Below are 18,461 nucleotides of genomic sequence, written 5' to 3'. Positions count from 1 at the left end.
ATTCACCATGGATCATACATCCTTGATTGTTTCTGAACATGTTCTGGCACATAGGTTTCGTAGTACGAGGTGCGCAGGAAATATTCGTCAGCGTAGGCGATAAGCCGCACGATTCTCAGGTAAAAGCCCATGAAAAGGCCATACAGGGGAATGTATGGCAGCATTTTCAGATCGACCCAGGGCCGTTCACTCAAGGCCAATGCGACAACGAAATGCACATAGTTAAGCGCGGTATATAAAATCAATATCACCAGCATCAGCGGGTAGAAAATCTCGTTGTGGGTCATGTAGAGCCACACGAGATAGATCGGAAAGGTGATGCTCAATACCAGCTGGTAAACCACCGTGTCGATATTGGCAATGAGATTGCGAATATCGAAGGGACGGCGAAAGGGATTAAACAGCCAGCCGTATTTGCGCACATTGAAACGGATCATGCTGCGGTTCCAGCGCAATTGCTGACGGTAATAGGGCCACCAGGAATCCGGTGCATCAGTCATGCACATGGCCTCCGGTGCAAAGGCCACATCTCCCCCTGCAACGCGGTTTTTCACCGTGACATCGCCGTCTTCACCGGGTCCGGTTTCCCAACCGCCGGTGCCCACCACCGTCGAGCGTCGCAGCGCACCGAAGGCACCGGACACGATAAACAATATGCCCAGCATCGCCGACACCCGACGACCCACACCGATGCCAAACACATATTGCATGGCCTGCAAGCGCGTCAGCAGATTGCTATCGGCGTTACGCACGCGCAGGTTACCCGCCACCGCCGACACCTCCGGGCGATAAAACTCGACCAGCAGATGCCAGATGGAATCGGTATCGAAGGTGGAGTCGGCATCGCAAATTACGATGAATTCGCCCCGCGCCGCGTTCAGGGCAAAGTTGGCCGCCGACGACTTGCCACCGCGCATGCGATGCTCGAAGTAGCGCACCCAGCCGCGGTTAGCCAGCTTGCGGCCGACCTCGCCCATACCATCAGTGGAGCCGTCGTTGACCACGATGATCTCCAGATTCGGATAACTCTGCTCACGCAGTGACAACACCGTGGTTTCCAGCGTGTCGCGCTCGTTGTAGCCGGGCAGCAGTACCGACACCAGTGGCGGGTTCACTTGCAGGCGCTGGCGAAAGCGGGTTTTTTCCTCCGGCTCGGGACGCAAGCCCTGATAAAGAGCGAACAGCTCGGTCAACACAAAGCGCGGCACGGTCAGCAGCAGGAAGGGCCACATCAACATGACCAGTTGCCAGGGTGTCAGCGCAAACAACATCGCCAGACTGGCTTCAACATAGCCGACAACCATATTGATAATATCGGTCATGTCAGTCCTCCTTTCCCTGATAATCCATTAGCGGCCATATCACAGCCTCGCTGCCCGACCGAGGGGCTCAGCACCACTGATCGTCACGATGTCAATCGTCAGGCCAGCCCGGCGATACACGTAGTCCTGCATTTCCTTCATCGTTGGAATATCGTCGCCGGCGGGCAGTAGAATGAGAAAGTCGGCATCGCTGGTATTGACCACGACATCAGATTCCCGCAGCACCTCCCGCAGCACCTCGCGGGTTTGGGAGAGCATCTCCTGCAGTTCCTCAGCGTCCACATCACTGTGTTTTAGCGAGGCTTTATAAATCGTCATTGAGCGACCGCTCTGCTGCGCCAGCTCGACCACCTTCAGGGCCAGGGCCTTGCTGTAGTCCTGCTCCAGCTGTTCGCTGCTGCGCCCCTCCGGCACGCCCAGCTCGTCGCCTATATCGCGGCCATCGGCCAGAGCGGGACCACCCCACCGGCCTATACGTGCCACATTGACACCGGCCTGCCCCAGCACAAAGGTGTTGATATTGACCGGCTTCAGGTCTGCGGGAGAATGGTACTCATTGCAGTTGGCGCACCAGGCCGCGAGGTCGGGATCGGCCGCCCAGAAATTACACTGGCGGCAGATCGAAAAACGCCCCGGACGGTTATACTCGACGCCGATATGCCGAATGGCCGAAAAGCACTTCGGGCATTGATTTGTGCCGTTCACGGTAAACTCCGACTCCGGCCCAACATAGCCACAGCGGAAATGATGTATCGACTCTTCAACCCCCAGGTGAGTCGACTTGCACTCGGGGCACAGCTCCTTCACCGGAACCTGATAACTTTCGCATGACGGACAGGTGAACAGACGATCGACGTGACGCCCTTGCAGCAAGCCCCGCGACGCCATGTCCTGCAAAATGGAGTTGGACTCCAGCACATCGCTTTGCAGCAGGGTTTCCGCAAGGGGATAGCGGTAAGCGATGGGGCTGTCGGCATCGACCTCGGCCTCGATATCGCGCCCGCGTGTGTAGAGGAACTGCAACATGGTCAGCGCCGAATCTCTGGGAGCACGCGGCAGGCGCTCAATATGAGTGGCCAGGGTAGACAGGGTCGCCGCCGTGCTGACCAGGTCATCTTCCCGTGGGTGCGGGGGCAACACAATATCTGCCAACTGGACAATATTGGCTGTCAGTTTTGCGCCATCGAGGCCAACCACAGCAATCGGGCGCAGCGCAGAGAAGCCCTCGCGCTGCTCAATCAAAAGCTGTTCGATCTTGAGATGGTCATAACCGACGATCACCAGCGGAACCTGCGCGACATCGCGATCACCCAGCTGCGCCAGCGGCTCGCCGAGAACGGCTTTAACCGCCACCGCCTCATCGGTGCCTCGATCAAACTCGCGAAGTTCCAGAAGCTGGAATTGCTTCAATCGTCCTTCGCCCGGCTGGCGGCTTGTTCGCTTACTTAATGAAAGATCCATTGCGTTACACCTTGTTTCGTTCGGGTTTTACAGGCCAGCGATGTCTTCGCAGGCACCATAGGGAGCGCACAACGTGTAGCTGCTTTCCGGATTCGGTTCACGGCTATGCGCGTGTAAATACTGCGGGTTTAACAGACCCCAGGTGAGCGCGTTCTGAATCCACTGGGCGCGTTCTTCCCAGACGTCGGCCACAGCGTTCCAGAACACCGTTTCCTGCATATCCACTTCCCAGGGTTCCGGTGCACGGCCCGAGCCGGGTGAGCGCGAGCGCTTTTTCATTTGCGATAACAGGGTGGCTTGCTGACGCATATACTCCTGCGCCTGATTCAACCGAGCCACCGACTCTGCCCATTGGTCGCGCAGCTTCACCAGCGCCCGCTGACTTTGACGAACCGCCGCGTTAGCCCCCAGCGTAGCAGCGTGGGCCTGGTACTCTGCCGCACGGCGTTGGTGGTATTGGCGGCTGCCCAGAGGGATATTCAATTGCACCCCGTACTGTGGCCCGCTGGTGCTGGCCGCCGTATCGCTGTCAATGTCGGTGGGACTGCTCTTTCTCTCGACATATCCACCGAAAATTGACAGGGCCATGCCATTGCCACGCAGCGACTCCGCCTCTTCGGCGAAGGCCATGGATTCAGCACGCAGTCGCTGTGCATTCAGATCCTGATTCGCCACTTGGTTAATCTCATCGCCACTGGGAGGCGTCAGCGGCAACATGGAAAAATCACCGGGTGGCGTGGGAATATTGGGAATCAACGGAGAAATTGAATCGAGCTTATTCTTCACCTCACTGTGCAGAATAATCGCCTCGGCCACTTTCACCGGCGTCGCCTTGGTAATTTCCGGCATCGCCGCACTTTCCGACAAACGCAGTTTTCCTTTGGCGCTTTCCACTCCGGCCAGTGCATTGCGCAAAGCCTCGCGGCGGTAGCGATAGGTCCATGCAGTCACCGCGTCTTCCATCAGATTTACCGCGGCTTGGTTCGCCTTCAGCGCCATTTCATACTCCGCGCTTTCAACTCTCGCTTTGGCGCCGTCTACCGCTGAACCCCGTCGCGCCAGCAGGTGCATCAGGTCGAGCGACAACCGAGCTTCGGAGTACTCTTCCAGCTCGCTGACCGCACCATCATCAATTTCTGACCCTGAGCTTTCAGGAAAGCGCGTATGACTAACGCTTAAATTAAGCCCCAGATCACCACGCTCTGCGTAGTAATTCTGCCGCTCAGCTTCGAGCAATGACGATTCCGCCATCATTGCCGGCGAAGACATCGCCACTTCGCGCAACTGCTCCAGAAACGCCGCCCAAGGCATTTCACTCTGACTCTGACTTTCAGGGCTGGCCGCTGCTTGCCCAGCAGGCACATCCTGCGCCATCGCCGAAATGCTGGCGCCGCTCAGCGCGACGGCAACTGCCAGCGATAATGCTCCGTATACTTTTTTCATTTAATAACCGCTCCCATTACTGAATTCATGTTGAGGTGCCTATCCTGCTGTTCGCCGCGCCCTTTCTGTCGAGGGCACTAAACATTCAGCTACCCAGTTCCGGGATGTTGTTGGGATGGGTCGAAAAATTTTCCGACGACTCCCGCAGCGTGATGTGGGGTGGTATTGCAAACCGCTACATCCGCACTGTTGGCCAAGCAAGGGCAAAGAGTGTGCCAAGGGACAGAAATCCCAGTGGGCACAGGGTTTAACACGGCATAGCAATTAGTTCCCTGACACATTGGCGCCCAGGTTGTTGCCAAAGCGGCACACCCACCTGGAAGACATATCGTATCTATATGTTTTTATTATCATTTATTGCGTCGCCAATCGGCGACAATCGCTATTTTCAGCAATAGAAAAGCCGTGTTTTTTGCCCCTGAGGACAGATTGATTTGCGGTAATTTTGCGGAAATCAGCCAAAAACCTCGCCCGATTCTTGCATCTGTAATGACTGCAATTGCTTAAACAACAACACGGTCAATGCGCTGCGCAGGGTTAGCGCTCAATAGTTAACGGGACTGAATTCACAGTGAAACTACAACGAAAAACACTGGATAACGACAACGCCAAAGCACTTGAGAAACGCCCGGAGTGGCGGGTACCGCTTTCAGAATTAATGAAGGCGCTGGACGCCGAAATTCATTTCTTTCAACGACAAACTGAATTACTACATCAGCGACGCCCCGGCCGATTCAATAGCAACCTTCCCATTAACCGCCCTTCACAAATTTTGTCCCCCACCGACTGGGCAAAACTCAACCCTGTTGCCCAACAGCGACTACAGGCTGCTGAACAGCGAATGGCCCAGGCGAAATCCCGACTCGGACTCATCGTCGCCGACATTAACGACTACAACGATAAAGTCAGCGGCGAAGGATTTCTTACCGGCCTGTGGCATTTCCGCTCACGCCGGGCTGAAGCTGACGAACTGATAAAACGACGCGCCCGCGCGATTCGCCACCTCAATATTGCCGAGAAGCATTTGGAAGCGGAGCTTGTTTGGATACGGCGACACGGAATTTATCGCCCGGAGCAGAACGAAGAAAACACCACCGGCGACCATCACATCGATCCGATTTACCGCGATCGACAGCTGGCGATTTTGCAGAACTTTCAGCGCACAGAACTGGCTATGCGCCAGGAGTTACGCGACCAAATCAATGATATTGATGTCAATAGCACTGTCCAGGTCAACAAACGAAATCTCGACGAAGTGATTGTCGATCGCCACTTTAAAGCACAAATTCATCAACTCAAAAGGCGGCGAAACAGCCGCCGATAAGTCCTCTCACTCGCGGCATTGTCACAATCCGGCGACAAAAACCGGGAATCAGATGCAGCAAATATTTCCCAGTGCTTACCAAAGGCCCGGCAGCTCTGGCTTGCAAGCTGCTGGCATATCGTTTGCGTTGTGGCTGCTGAACACGGGCACCGCCAATCGATTCGGCGGTAAACGGTATCAGCCGCAGCACTGACGCTCGGCATAACTGGCAATACTGAGGAAATACTATGTGTGGACTGGTCGGTGCAATCGCAAATCGCGATGTTATCCCTCTTCTGGTTGATGGCCTGCGTAATCTCGAATATCGAGGTTACGACTCTGCGGGCATCGCCACGCTGAACGGTGCGGGACTGTCGAAACAACGCGCCGTGGGCAAGGTAGACGAACTTGCCAAACAACTCGCCGCAACAGGCATGTCTGGCACTATGGGCATAGGCCATACGCGTTGGGCCACCCATGGCTCGCCGCTGGAGCACAACGCCCACCCCCATGTTTCCACTGAAATGGTGGCTGTGGTTCACAATGGCATTATCGAAAACTATCAGCCGTTGCGCGAAGAATTAAGCAAACTCGGCTATCGCTTTGACTCCCAAACCGACACTGAAGTGATCGCCCACCGTATTCACTATCACCTGCAGCGGGAGGGCTCGCTCCGTGCCGCGGTGCAAGCGACCCTACCCGAACTGGAAGGCGCGTTTGCCATTGCCGCGATCAGCAGTGATGAGCCCGGTCGCATGATTGCCGCCCGTCTGGGCAGCCCCCTGGTGGTGGGAATCGGCGACAAGGAAAACTTTGTCGCCTCGGACGTGACGGCGCTGCTCTCGGAAACCCGACGGTTTATATATCTGGAGGAAGGCGACGTCGCCGATATTACCGGCGACGAGGTCAAGGTCTACAACCGTTACAACCGTCTGGCGGAGCGCCCGATTCAAACCTCGACGCTGGAAAAAAACGCGGTCAGCAAAGGGGAGTATCCCCACTATATGCTGAAGGAAATTTTTGAGCAGAGCACCGCGATTCGTCAGACCCTCAGCCCGGCGCTGAGTAATGACCGGCTCGACGAAAGCTGTCTGGGCGACTCCGCGTCCACCCTGCTCGACGGCGTAAAGGCCGTGCAAATTTGCGCCTGCGGCACCAGCTATCATGCCGGAATGGTCGGCCGCTACCTCATTGAATCACTGGCCAAAATCCCCTGCGGGGTCGAGCACGCCAGCGAATTCCGCTACCGCAGCCCTGTGGTGCCGGCCAACACCCTGTTTGTGGTGTTATCCCAGTCGGGCGAAACCGCCGACACCCTGGCCGCGCTGCGCTACGCCAGGGAAGCCGGTTATCACGCCACCTTGGCCATCTGTAATGTCGGCAGCAGTTCGCTGGTACGGGAAAGCGATCTGAGCTTCCTCACCCAGGCCGGACCTGAAATCGGCGTGGCTTCTACCAAGGCCTTTACCACCCAATTGCTGGCACTCAATATTGTGTCGCTGTTTCTCGCTCGGCGAAACGGACTCGATCCCCAGGTCGAAGCTGACATCACCAATACATCACTGAAACAGGCCTGCTTTGCGGTAGATGCGGCACTCGCACTGGACGACAAAATCAGTGAGGTGGCTGAACAACTGGTGGATCGCGAGCACAGCCTGTTCCTCGGACGCGGCGTGATGTACCCCATTGCCCTGGAAGGCGCACTCAAGCTGAAGGAGATCTCCTACATCCACGCCGAAGCCTACCCCGGCGGAGAGCTGAAGCATGGGCCACTGGCGCTGGTCGACGAGAACATGCCCATCATCGCAGCAGCCCCCGGCGGCAAGCTGTTTGCGAAAATGCAGGGCAACTTGCAGGAGGTCGCTGCCCGGGGCGGTCAATTGTTTATTCTCACCGACAAGCCCGAGGAATTTTCCACCAGCCACGACTGTCAGGTATTAACCATGCCGACGGTGGACGAGGTCCTCGCGCCGCTGGTGTATACCATTCCGCTGCAGCTGCTGGCATATCACGTCTCGGTAATGCGGGGTAACAACGTAGACCAACCCCGCAACCTCGCCAAATCCGTGACAGTGGAATAGGAGAGCAGCAATGAAATGGAGCAAGCGCGTGACGGCTGCGGCCATCTGCGCACTCGGTATAGGGGGCGCGATCAGCTACGCGTCCAACCCCGGCGAGCGCCACAGCAGCCTCGCCGGCCATAGTGCCTGGATTTACGACAGCCTGAACCTGCCGGGAAAACCCCGGCAGCTGCAACCGGGCTACCACATTGACGCGATTAACGACTACAACCGGCGCGCTGGCAAGCACCAGCGCCTCAGCGCGGTGTACAGCTATCACGGCAGTCTGGAGATGTATTGCCCCGGTAAAAACGCCAAGCGCTGCAAAGAAGACCAGTTGATCCTGAGTCTGGCCACCCCTGTAAAAAGGGGCCGGGGCGATAGCGACAAGGGCAGCAGCCTGGCCCATTACCGACAAGGGGTTAAACCTCAGGATGACAGCCACCGTGTGGCCGCCGTGGCGGTTATTGACGGCGTGGTTAACGGCGACTATGAAGGCAGTCTGGAAGGATTCAACGAATTGCCCCGCCACCTCGCAGAAGGCTTCGCCGACAAAGTCAGCGCCAGCCTGTGCGCCGACCCAACGATAGACGGCGTACAGTTTGATATTGAGCCGCTCAATCTCGATACCAAAAATGGCCAGTATTACTTTTATCGGCGCATCGCCGAAAACTTTTCCGGCACCCGCTCCTTGGCAGGGGTGAACTGCAAGACATCGGCCCACCCGGAGGGACGGTTTTTTTCCGTGTTCGCGCCAGTACGCGCGTTGGCCCCAAACAGCCTGAGCGCAGCCAATATGGCGGAAATTGTTAACACTCACCGCAACGGCTATATGATTGCGCCGATTTACGACCTGGACGCCAGCCCCCTCGGCCACGCGACGTCGGTCAGCGATTATTCGCGTATGGCGATGCAGCAGCTCAGCCAGCTCAACGATTGGGCGAACCAGGCCAAGGTGCCATTCAAGATCGGCATTCCCGCTGCTGCGTCGGTCCATGAGTATGTCGGCTGCAATGGCCCCCCTTGCCGAAACAGTAAGGCAGCAGCGACCTCACAGCTCGCCTACGTTAAATCTGTTATCACCGCCCTGGACAGCAGCGGTGCCCGGGACAACCCATTGTTTCTCGGCAATGCCATCTGGGCCTGGAGTCGCGGCATCAGCCACGGCGGCGCAAGTTTTACCCCGCAATCGCCCCCCGAGGAGGTGCTGGATTACCTGGCGAAGCGGCTTTGATGACCATCAGAGCCACCTTTGCCCCAACCCGAATGAGGGGAACCCGACGCACTCACCGTTGTCGTAGCGGAACCAGCTGTCAGGCAAAAGTCAGAATAAAGATGGCGATGCTGTGGAGTTATCCACTGCGACAACACCCATTCCGGACAATGCTATGACTATTTTTTTTGACCATGAAAACGACAGGACACCCGTAGCACAGAGCGGCCCCATCAAGTCGTCCCGCGTACACCGGAGATTATGGCAAAAGCTGTCGCCCGCTCGCCGTCTGACCCTTTATCCAAGATCGCTGACCCAGCTCATCTCCGCCAGCATGCTTGCGATGGTGTTTATGCTGGTCACCGCGCTGGTTATCGCCGGTGTTTACCTCGAGAAGGCCACCTCGAAGGGCCAACAGGCCGTAATCTATTCCACCGAGGCCGTGCAACACAGCCTGATGCTATCCGAGCTACTCAAGGACATGGAGCGCAGCGCACGCATTTATCAGGTACTTGGCAACGAAAGTCTACTGGCGAATTACGCGCAACTCCGCCAGAAACTGCAGGACACCGCAGGCAATCTGAAGGCCCTTGAATTCAATAACAGCGTTGAGCAATCGATAGATACTCTACTGAAAAAGGAAAAGCTGGCATTCCATATTCTCGCTACAGAAGGTCCCGGCACAGAACAGGCCGGTAAAACCGTAGAAGTCTACGCCGAGCTACGGGACATTGCCGCCGAGCTGATCGCCCACAATAGCCAGACCATCGAGACACGCGTCAAGGAAATGAAGGAAACCGCCGCGACGACCCGACAGGTACTGTTCCTCGAGGGCACGATTACCCTTGCGCTGGTACTGTTTGTCGCCATCTGGGTGATTCCACCACTATCGCGCTACGTGCGCGATCTAGACCGCAGCATCCTTCAGATTGGCAATGGCAACCTCGACAACACCATAGAATTGAAAGGCCCGCGGGATATTCGAGAACTCGGCGCTCGACTGGAATGGTTACGCAGCCAGTTGCAGTTACTGGAAAGCCGCAAACAGCGCTTCCTGCAACACTTTTCCCATGAACTGAAAACTCCCCTGGCCAGTTTGCGCGAGGGCACCAGCCTGCTGTCCGAAGGCATCGCCGGCACATTGAACGACGAACAACGGGAAATCGCCGGTATTCTTCAGCGCAATTGTGTCAATCTTCAACAGCAAATTGATGATTTACTCAACTACAGTGTTTCCATGCAGCCCTTCCAGAGCTTCGATCAGCAGGAATTCCGGCTCGATGAACAAATTTTAGGCGTCACTAGGGAACATCAGCTGCAAATTCGTGCCAAAGAGTTATCTGTAGACACCACACTTGATGCTGTCACGATCTACGCCGACACCGGGCAGATCACCACAGTGCTGGATAACTTGATCTCCAATGCTGTGAAGTTTTCGCCACAGGGCGGACACATCGAGATCAAGTTGTATACCAACGACACGAATGTGGTAGTCGATGTTGCCGATGAAGGACCAGGGATTCCGAGTTCAGAGCGCACTCGAATATTTGAGGCGTTTTACCAGTCACCCTCTTCAATGCAATACAACAAAGAGGGCTCCGGGCTCGGGCTGTCATTAGCCAAACAGTATAGCAACGCACACGGAGGGGACATTGAAGTCATCGATAGCAATTCCGGCGCCCACTTACGCCTTATGCTTCCACGACAGGAACGGCCATCGTAAGTACCTGTGGCCATTCATCCTGCTTGTTTTGCTCTCATCCGGGTGCACCACAAGCAAATTTTCTTCTTATGTACCGGGCAAGGCCATTGCCGCATCCGGGGAAAGCTTCTCCCGTACAGAGCTGGGACTTGTTGCCTTTGCCAATCACATTACAGGACTGAGCCGCAGCCAGTTGACCAAGGAACAAACCCTTGCGGAACAGCGCTATCGCGCCGACAAGGACGGATACAACACGCTATGGCTGTCAATTGTATTGATGCAGTCCCCCGCAACCCAGCAGCGCGCCACAACGCTTTTACGTGATTACTTGAAACATGCACCCGCAGCGGCACATCGCCGTCCCGGCCAATTCACCGGTGGCAGCGACAGCTATGCCACACTCGCAGAATTCCTGCTCAACAACGCCGGTCAGTATCAACAACTTGCGAGCGAAAATTTATCGCTGCGTCAAAAAATTGAAAAGCTGATGTATATCGAAAACAGCTTCAACCACCCCGGTGCCAAAACACTGTCCACCTCACAATAACCTTTTGCGGAGATTTTCATGCCGAGAATAATGGTAGTCGACGACAATACCGATATCCTCCATCTGCTGAAATTGCGTCTGCAATCAGCCGGCCATCAGGTAGAAACCGCCGAAAGCGGCGAACATGCGCTGGCCTATATGCCCAATTTCCAACCACAGCTGGTTATCACCGACCTGTGCATGGACGGCATGGATGGAATGACCCTGTTTGAAAAACTCAAATTCAACCAACCCTCATTGCCAGTGATTGTGATCACTGCCCACGGTTCTATCCCCCATGCGATAAAGGCCACCAAGCAAGGGGTATTCAGCTACGTTACCAAGCCCTTTGACAGCAACGCCCTGCTCGACGAGGTGAACCGCGCACTGGCAATTACCGGCTGTGACGACACCCAGACAGGTGGCGCCGACTCCCCCTTTGCCGAAATTGTTACCCGTAATACCACGGTGCTTGAGACCCTGCAGCAGGCCAAGATGGTCGCCGCCAGCGAAGCCAGCGTATTGATTCAGAGCGAAAGCGGCACCGGTAAGGAATTACTGGCCAGAGCGATCCACCGCGCCAGCCCTAGGGCCAACAAACCCTTTATCGCCCTGAACTGTAGCTCGGTGCCCGACTCGCTACTGGAGTCAGAGCTGTTCGGCCATGTAAAGGGCGCCTTCACCGGCGCCACCCGCGACCACCAGGGCCTGCTGCTGGCCGCCGACGGCGGCACCCTCTTCCTCGACGAGGTCGGCGATATGCCGCTGGACTTCCAGGTAAAACTGCTGCGGGTATTACAGGAGCGCGAACTTCGCCCGGTGGGCGCAACGGAGACGAAATCCTTCGACGTCAGAATCATTTCCGCCACCCACCGCGATCTGGAAGCACTGATTGAAGAAGGCAAGTTCCGCCAGGACCTGTATTACCGCCTGCATGTGGTTCAGCTGGAGCTACCACCGCTGCGTAACCGGCGCGATGACATCCCCCTGCTCTCCCAGTATTTTCTCGAGCAATTGTCAGGCGGAAAGCGCAAGAAGCACTTTTCCTCCGACGCCATGGAAACACTCGCCTCCGCCACGTGGCCCGGCAATATTCGCCAACTGCGCAATGTTGTCGAGCAGACCATGGTGCTGTCGCACACCGCAGTTATTCCCGACACATTGGTGAAAAAAGCGCTCAAACAAGACGAAAGCCGCATTATTCCCTTCGTGGATGCCCGGGATCATTTCGAACGGGACTATCTGGTTGAAGTGCTACAGGTGACCGCCGGCAACGTCACCCAGGCAGCCCAACTCGCGCGCCGTAACCGCACCGAGTTTTATCGCCTGCTGCGCCGGCACCATCTTGACCCGCACAGTTTCCGGGGGGGAAATGAAAATTTTTTGCCCCAAAGCGGGAATACGACAGCGAACGCGGCGACCGCTGAGCGGGCCTGAGTCGCGTTGTGTTCACCGCGGAGGCAGGAAAGGCAAGAAAAGGGTCTGTCCCCAAAAAACGGGGATGGACCCGGTCTGGAGGACCCGGTCAAGAGATATATTTTTTAATCTTATCGAGAACAAATTTCGACGGCATTCCCGTGCTGCTTTGCACTAGAGAAAACAGACTCTTATCCCCATCAGCAAAACAGGCATCGGGGTCCCAACCGTCAAGCCCCTCTATTTTCCACACCGCCTTCTCCGATAACAGCGTATAGCCGATAGAGCTGTCGGCGTGATAGGTCTCCACCAAGTTGTGTTTCTCCAGATACAACCAATACAGGGTGTATTCTGTCCAGCGATGGCGATGCTTCCAGCGGGGGTGAAACCGTGCCTTCGACGTGGGCAGGTGCGGCTCGAGTAGCTTGTCCACCCAGTCGACTTTTGCCGACAATTCCTTAATCAGCCCCTGGGTCGCCTCGGTAGACAGAATCGCAGGTGTCACCTGTATACCGTCTTCGTTGAGCCTTGTTTTCATCTTTAGGTGGTAAGCGGAAGACTGCCACCATTTTTTATGAACAGCCTTCGCCTCATACTGGGTCAAGGCCTTCCCATCAGGCAGCAGCTTTTCTTCACTTACCGGGTGGGTAAAAAATATATCCTGATCAAAGGTAAGGTAAAAAGGCGTCGCAACCCGCTCGGCAATCGCGAGCTTAAGAATTTGCTGAAGCCGCCAGCCGTCCACAATACCGGCATAGTTAGCTAGCGACGGTACCAACGCGACTTCATCAATCACCTCGATGTTCACGTAATCGACTTTTTCGGCGTAGGCTTTGAGCGGCTCAACGTCGCGTGGTGGCGCAATAATAAAAAATCGCTCAAACAGGCCGGGCTGAGCAAATTTCTTAAGGGACAAAAACAAATTATCCAGAAGTCCAAAAGGTGCCTCAGCTTCCCGCCCCGCCAATGTCACCGGTAATACCGCACTGATTTTTGACAAACCCAATTTCCCTTAACCTTCGGTTTCCGCACATTCACCAATGTCTGCAAGAGACCGACTGGACTGGAACATTCCAGGCCCCCTCCCTACGGCACCATGCACTGCGAGAAACACTGCACACATCCAAATGTTATCGGCGCTGTCGACGGCCCCACTGCCGTCGCGTCAGAAAGCCCACGCGAGTCACCAGATAGCGGATGGCAAGAAATAGACCGCCCGCTCAAGGGGAAAATTATAACGACCCAGGGAGTGAAGATCGAATAAACATAAGGAAATAGCGCCACTGACCCGGTGCAAACAAAGCGTTGGCCTGCCATCCAGCGTCAATAATTCAGCACATTTCCGCCCTGGCGTAGATTTTTACGATAATGCGGCAAATTTTCTGAAGAAAACTGAAACAGCTTTCCAACGGGGTCTGTCCCCGCTACATTTGGTGCGCAAGGGGTCTGTCCCCGCTTTCTTGGGGACAGACCCCTCGACCTAACGGGAGGGTTCTCACCCGACTTTTCCGAGACAAAACAAAAAAGCCCCAGTCTTTCGACTGGGGCTTTTTTGTTTTGTAATGGCGGAGAAGGAGGGATTCGAACCCTCGATGAGGCTATAAACCCCATACTCCCTTAGCAGGGGAGCGCCTTCAGCCACTCGGCCACCTCTCCGGAAATTGTGCGTTGCTGACGTGTCAGCTACCGCGTGTTTATTCGCTAAGGTCTTGTTTTCAAAAGACTGTATTAGCTAATGAACGCGCGGCATGATACCACACTGAGCGCATTTGCAAAGTCCTTTAGGCAAAAAAGCGCTTATTCTTTGTTGCCGTCTTTTTCGCCCTGAATGCGCTCATAGATTTCTTCACGGTGCACGGCGACGTGCTTGGGTGCATTAACCCCAAGGCGCACCTGGTTTCCTTTTACCCCCAGCACTGTCACGGTGACTTCGTCACCAACCATCAGGGTTTCACCAATACGACGAGTTAGTATCAACATAATAAATTCTCCATGTCAGAGTTCTGTTCCATACCCCGTGCGTATCCCTGTGCAGCGTAGCATTACATCTCTGAAGCTTCAGGTGTTGGGCTCTTTATCCAGATCAAAAGCCGAGTGGAGGGCACGTACTGCCAACTCCAGGTATTTTTCATCGATCACGACGGAGATCTTGATTTCCGACGTGGTTATCAGCTGAATATTGATGCGTTCTTCAGCCAGGGTTTTGAACATTTTGCTCGCAATACCCGCGTGGGAACGCATGCCGACACCTACCAAGGACACTTTCGCGATTTTGTCGTCAGTTTTGACTTCTCTCGCGCCGGTTTGTTGCACGAGATTTTTGACGATTGCGCTGGCCTTGGCCAGGTCGCCCCGGCTTACGGTAAAGGTCAAATCTGTGGATTTGTCCTCCGCCACGTTTTGTACGATGACATCAACTTCGATGTTGGCATCGCTGATCGGCCCCAATATCTGGTAGGCCAGTCCCGGGGTGTCGGGCACGCCCAGTACGGTTATCTTTGCTTCGTCGCGGGTAAACGCGATACCCGAAATCGCCGGGTTTTCCATATCTGACTGTTCCTCTAGACTGATCAATGTGCCGGGGCCTTCTTCGAAGGCGTGTAAAACACGAAGCGGGACGTTGTATTTGCCCGCAAATTCCACTGAACGGATCTGCAACACCTTTGAACCGAGGCTGGCCATTTCCAGCATTTCTTCAAAGGTAATGCGCTCCAGCCGTCGTGCCTGACTGACAACCCGTGGGTCAGTGGTATAAACCCCGTCAACATCAGTGTAGATCTGACATTCGTCTGCTTTCAGCGCCGCAGCCAAAGCCACGCCCGTGGTATCTGATCCGCCTCGACCCAGGGTGGTGATATTGCCATCCTGATCGACGCCCTGGAATCCGGCCACGACAACAACATTGCCATCGGCCAGGTCCTTGCGCATTTTCTCATCGTCGATTTCACGAATGCGCGCTTTGGTGTGGGCTTCATCAGTGAGAATCCGCACCTGCGTTCCCGTATACGACTTTGCACCACAGCCTAGATCATGGAGGGCCATACACAGCAGGGAAATGGTGACTTGTTCTCCGGTCGAAACCAGAACGTCCAGCTCCCTTGGTGTGGGTTGCTCCTGCATGGCTTTCGCCAATTCAATCAGTCGATTGGTTTCACCGCTCATCGCGGAAACAACGACCACAACGTCGTGCCCCTGCGCTTTGAAGGCCGCTATTTTTTTAGCAACGGCCTTGATGCGGTCTACCGTACCAACTGAGGTACCGCCAAATTTCTGAACAATTAGACTCATTTTGTGATCTGCAAATGAACGCCTTGGTTGGAGGGCGCTCATTAAACAACAACTCTACGGTAAAGGAAATGATACAGCCCGTTCTATAAGTGATTAACGTAATCTTTTACGGCTTTTAGCGCCTCTGGGATGGCGTTCACGTCTGTTCCGCCCCCCTGGGCCATATCTGGCCGTCCACCGCCTTTGCCGCCAACGGCAGCGGCGGCAACTTTCATGACGTCACCCGCCTTGACTCGCCCGACCAGGTCTTTGGTCACACCGGCCACCAGCGCGACTTTGTCGCCGTCGGCGGTCGCCAGCAAGACCACCGCTGAACCGAGCTTGTTTTTCAATTGATCGACACTGTCGCGCAGGGTTTTCGGGTCTGCTCCGTCGATTTTAACCGCCAGCAAGCGTATACCGTTGATCTCCTCCGCCTCGGCGGCGAGGTCGCGACTGCCAGCAGTGGCCAGCTTCGCTTTAAGTCGCTCCAGCTCCTTTTGCTGCTCGCGGTGGCTGGCAAGGAGTTGAGCCAGTTTACTGTCGAAGTTATCGCTGCCGGTCTTCAGGGCCGCACAGGCGGCTTGCAAACGCGCGCGATCGGCATTCGCCTCCGCCAGCGCCGCCGCACCGGTGACGGCCTCGATACGGCGCACACCCGCCGCAACGCCGGATTCGCTGACAATGCGGATCAGGCCAATATCGCCGGTACGACTGACATGGGTACCACCACACAGCTCAACAGAGAAGTCGCCGCCCATGCTGAGCACCCGCACGGTGTCGCCGTATTTTTCGCCAAACAGCATCATCGCACCGCGCTGCTTGGCCGACTCGATATCGGTTTCCAGGGTTTCTACCGCGGTGTTACGACGAATTTCAGTGTTCACCAGTGCTTCAATTTCCGCCAGCTGATCGGCCTTCACCGCCTCTGGGTGGGCGAAGTCAAAGCGCAGCCGCTCGGCGGTTACCAGAGAGCCTTTCTGGTTAACGTGCTCGCCCAATACTCGACGCAGGGCAGCATGAAGCAAGTGCGTGGCCGAGTGATTGAGCGCCGTTGCCTGACGAATATCGGCATCGACCTCGGCATTGACCCCCTGGCCGACACTGACGCTACCACTGGCGACCACGCCCAGGTGGATAAAGTGGGCACCGGCCTTCTGGGTGTCGCGTACTTCAAAACGCAGGCCTTCACCAAGGATCACTCCGCTGTCTCCAGCCTGGCCGCCCGACTCGGCGTAGAACGGCGTTGCGTCGAGCACGAGCGCTCCTTCGTCGCCTTCGCTCAGGGCTTTCGCCGGCTCATTACCCTTGAGCAAGGCCACGACAACTGCGGCTTTGGCGAGCTGCTGGTAGCCGGCAAATTCGGTGGCACCCTCTACCTCCAGACGCAGATTGGCGTCCATTTTGAAGTTGGAGGCAGAACGGGCGCGCTGGCGCTGGGCTTCCATCGCGGCTTCGAAGCCGTCCATATCCAGGGTCAGGTTCTGCTCCCGAGCGATGTCGGCGGTGAGATCCACCGGAAAGCCGTAGGTGTCGTAGAGACGGAAAACCGTCTCGCCGGGAATCTGGCTACCCTGCAAGTCCTTGAGATCGGCCTCAAGAATACGCATTCCCTGATCCAGGGTCTTGGCAAACTGTTCCTCCTCTTGCAGCAACGCTTTTTCAATTTGCGATTGCAGGGTTCGCAGCTCGGGGTAAGCCTCGCCCATTTCTGTGGCCAGTGCATCCACCAGGCGGTGAAAGAAGGGTTCCGCCGCGCCCAGTTTATTACCGTGGCGTACCGCTCGACGAATAATACGGCGCAGCACATAGCCCCGCCCTTCATTTGACGGCAGCACGCCGTCGGCAATCAGGAAGGCGCATGAGCGAATATGGTCGGCAATCACCCGCAGCGAGGTGTGGCTGCGATCTTCTACCCCCAGCACATCGGCGGTGGCGCGAATCAAATTGTCGAACAGGTCAATTTCATAGTTGCTGTGCACGTTCTGCATCACCGCAGAAATGCGCTCAAGGCCCATACCGGTGTCTACAGAAGGCGCTGGCAGTTCGGTCATGGTGCCGTCGGCATCGCGGTTGAACTGCATAAATACGTTGTTCCAGATTTCTATGTAACGGTCGCCATCTTCCTCAGGGCTGCCAGGAGGGCCACCGGCGACATCTTCGCCGTGGTCATAGAAGATCTCGGTACAGGGACCACAGGGGCCGGTGTCGCCCATCGACCAGAAGTTGTCGCTGGCATATTTTGCGCCCTTGTTGTCGCCAATGCGTACCATGCGCTCAGCCGGAACCCCCACTTCTTCGTTCCAGATTTTGTAGGCTTCATCATCGTCGGCATACACCGTCACCCACAGGCGTTCGCTGTCGATACCCAGCCAATCACTTGAGGTGAGAAATTCCCAGGCGAACATAATGGCGTCGCGCTTGAAGTAGTCGCCAAAACTGAAGTTACCCAACATTTCAAAAAAGGTGTGGTGACGCGCGGTATAGCCGACATTTTCCAGGTCGTTGTGCTTGCCCCCGGCGCGTACACAGCGCTGACTGCTCACCGCTCGAGTGTAGGGGCGCTTGTCTTCACCGAGAAAGACATCCTTGAACTGCACCATACCCGCATTGGTAAACAGCAGAGTAGGATCGTTACCCGGCACCAGTGAACTACTGGCCACGGGGTGGTGTCCCTTGCTTTCAAAATAACGGATAAAGGCATCGCGAATCGCAGCGCTTTTCATCAAACAGTCTCACTCGTGGTCT

The 18,461-nt window shown here is 55.8% G+C and carries 13 protein-coding genes and 1 tRNA gene; 6 read left to right on the top strand and 8 right to left on the bottom strand.

Annotated features, from left to right (window positions below):
* Window positions 1-2: 2 nt before the first annotated feature.
* From HCU74_RS06410 to HCU74_RS06400, 3 genes are read right to left on the bottom strand one after another with little or no spacing between them, the layout of a single operon-like run.
* Window positions 3-1,322, bottom strand: coding sequence for a glycosyltransferase family 2 protein (locus HCU74_RS06410; RefSeq protein WP_168449583.1), 1,320 nt, complete (start codon window positions 1,320-1,322; stop codon window positions 3-5).
* A gap of 39 nt (window positions 1,323-1,361) precedes the next feature.
* Window positions 1,362-2,783 carry a TackOD1 domain-containing metal-binding protein gene (locus HCU74_RS06405; protein WP_168449582.1) on the bottom strand — a complete coding sequence of 474 codons (1,422 nt, stop codon included), beginning with the start codon at window positions 2,781-2,783 and terminating at the stop codon, window positions 1,362-1,364.
* A gap of 27 nt (window positions 2,784-2,810) precedes the next feature.
* Window positions 2,811-4,226 carry a TolC family protein gene (locus HCU74_RS06400; protein WP_168449581.1) on the bottom strand — a complete coding sequence of 472 codons (1,416 nt, stop codon included), beginning with the start codon at window positions 4,224-4,226 and terminating at the stop codon, window positions 2,811-2,813.
* 571 nt (window positions 4,227-4,797) lie between these two features.
* On the opposite strand from HCU74_RS06400, the gene HCU74_RS06395 reads away from it, so the two are divergent.
* The 6 genes from HCU74_RS06395 (at window position 4,798) to HCU74_RS06370 (ending at window position 12,467) form a co-directional block, all read left to right on the top strand.
* Window positions 4,798-5,550, top strand: a complete 753-nt coding sequence (locus HCU74_RS06395; RefSeq protein WP_168449580.1) for a hypothetical protein — start codon at window positions 4,798-4,800, stop codon at window positions 5,548-5,550.
* A 227-nt stretch (window positions 5,551-5,777) separates the two neighbouring features.
* Window positions 5,778-7,610 carry a glutamine--fructose-6-phosphate transaminase (isomerizing) gene (glmS, locus tag HCU74_RS06390; protein ID WP_168449579.1) on the top strand — a complete coding sequence of 611 codons (1,833 nt, stop codon included), beginning with the start codon at window positions 5,778-5,780 and terminating at the stop codon, window positions 7,608-7,610.
* A gap of 10 nt (window positions 7,611-7,620) precedes the next feature.
* Complete coding sequence (locus HCU74_RS06385) at window positions 7,621-8,823, top strand: hypothetical protein (protein WP_168449578.1); 1,203 nt, start codon at window positions 7,621-7,623, stop codon at window positions 8,821-8,823.
* A 154-nt stretch (window positions 8,824-8,977) separates the two neighbouring features.
* A complete protein-coding gene (locus tag HCU74_RS06380; protein WP_168449577.1) occupies window positions 8,978-10,525 on the top strand; it encodes a sensor histidine kinase in 1,548 nt (515 codons plus the stop codon).
* The gene (locus HCU74_RS06375; RefSeq protein ID WP_168449576.1) at window positions 10,455-11,051 is read left to right on the top strand and encodes a hypothetical protein; all 597 of its coding nucleotides are present in this window, start codon (window positions 10,455-10,457) and stop codon (window positions 11,049-11,051) included. Before HCU74_RS06380 ends, HCU74_RS06375 begins: the two co-directional genes overlap by 71 nt.
* A gap of 18 nt (window positions 11,052-11,069) precedes the next feature.
* A complete protein-coding gene (locus HCU74_RS06370) occupies window positions 11,070-12,467 on the top strand; it encodes a sigma 54-interacting transcriptional regulator (RefSeq protein WP_246864477.1) in 1,398 nt (465 codons plus the stop codon).
* A gap of 88 nt (window positions 12,468-12,555) precedes the next feature.
* Here the strand turns inward: HCU74_RS06370 and HCU74_RS06365 are convergent, their stop codons facing one another.
* The 5 genes from HCU74_RS06365 to alaS form a co-directional block, all read right to left on the bottom strand.
* Window positions 12,556-13,446: a DUF6492 family protein gene (locus HCU74_RS06365; protein WP_168449575.1), complete on the bottom strand. Its 891-nt coding sequence runs from the start codon at window positions 13,444-13,446 to the stop codon at window positions 12,556-12,558.
* Between the two features lie 563 nt (window positions 13,447-14,009).
* Window positions 14,010-14,102: transfer RNA gene (locus tag HCU74_RS06360), tRNA-Ser, on the bottom strand.
* Between the two features lie 141 nt (window positions 14,103-14,243).
* Window positions 14,244-14,426 carry a carbon storage regulator CsrA gene (gene csrA, locus HCU74_RS06355; RefSeq protein ID WP_168449574.1) on the bottom strand — a complete coding sequence of 61 codons (183 nt, stop codon included), beginning with the start codon at window positions 14,424-14,426 and terminating at the stop codon, window positions 14,244-14,246.
* 78 nt (window positions 14,427-14,504) lie between these two features.
* Window positions 14,505-15,734 carry an aspartate kinase gene (locus tag HCU74_RS06350; RefSeq protein ID WP_168449573.1) on the bottom strand — a complete coding sequence of 410 codons (1,230 nt, stop codon included), beginning with the start codon at window positions 15,732-15,734 and terminating at the stop codon, window positions 14,505-14,507.
* Between the two features lie 83 nt (window positions 15,735-15,817).
* Entirely contained in the window at window positions 15,818-18,439 is a 2,622-nt protein-coding gene (alaS, locus tag HCU74_RS06345; RefSeq protein ID WP_168449572.1) for an alanine--tRNA ligase, read from the bottom strand.
* Window positions 18,440-18,461: the final 22 nt, after the last annotated feature.

This window comes from Spongiibacter thalassae, from assembly GCF_012272835.1.
In the GTDB taxonomy this organism is placed as follows: Bacteria; Pseudomonadota; Gammaproteobacteria; order Pseudomonadales; family Spongiibacteraceae; genus Spongiibacter; species Spongiibacter thalassae.
Note: the sequence above shows the minus strand (reverse complement) of the source record. Positions and strands in the feature narration are given on the sequence as shown.

Excerpts from the sequence above, each read along its gene's own strand:
- HCU74_RS06370 (WP_246864477.1), top strand. The coding sequence starts at position 11,070 with ATGCCGAGAATAATGGTAGTCGACGACAATACCGATATCCTCCATCTG.
- HCU74_RS06405 (WP_168449582.1), bottom strand. The coding sequence starts at position 2,783 with ATGGATCTTTCATTAAGTAAGCGAACAAGCCGCCAGCCGGGCGAAGGA.
- csrA (WP_168449574.1), bottom strand. The coding sequence starts at position 14,426 with ATGTTGATACTAACTCGTCGTATTGGTGAAACCCTGATGGTTGGTGAC.
- HCU74_RS06380 (WP_168449577.1), top strand. The coding sequence starts at position 8,978 with ATGACTATTTTTTTTGACCATGAAAACGACAGGACACCCGTAGCACAG.
- glmS (WP_168449579.1), top strand. The coding sequence starts at position 5,778 with ATGTGTGGACTGGTCGGTGCAATCGCAAATCGCGATGTTATCCCTCTT.
- HCU74_RS06385 (WP_168449578.1), top strand. The coding sequence starts at position 7,621 with ATGAAATGGAGCAAGCGCGTGACGGCTGCGGCCATCTGCGCACTCGGT.
- alaS (WP_168449572.1), bottom strand. The coding sequence starts at position 18,439 with ATGAAAAGCGCTGCGATTCGCGATGCCTTTATCCGTTATTTTGAAAGC.
- HCU74_RS06410 (WP_168449583.1), bottom strand. The coding sequence starts at position 1,322 with ATGACCGATATTATCAATATGGTTGTCGGCTATGTTGAAGCCAGTCTG.
- HCU74_RS06350 (WP_168449573.1), bottom strand. The coding sequence starts at position 15,734 with ATGAGTCTAATTGTTCAGAAATTTGGCGGTACCTCAGTTGGTACGGTA.
- HCU74_RS06400 (WP_168449581.1), bottom strand. The coding sequence starts at position 4,226 with ATGAAAAAAGTATACGGAGCATTATCGCTGGCAGTTGCCGTCGCGCTG.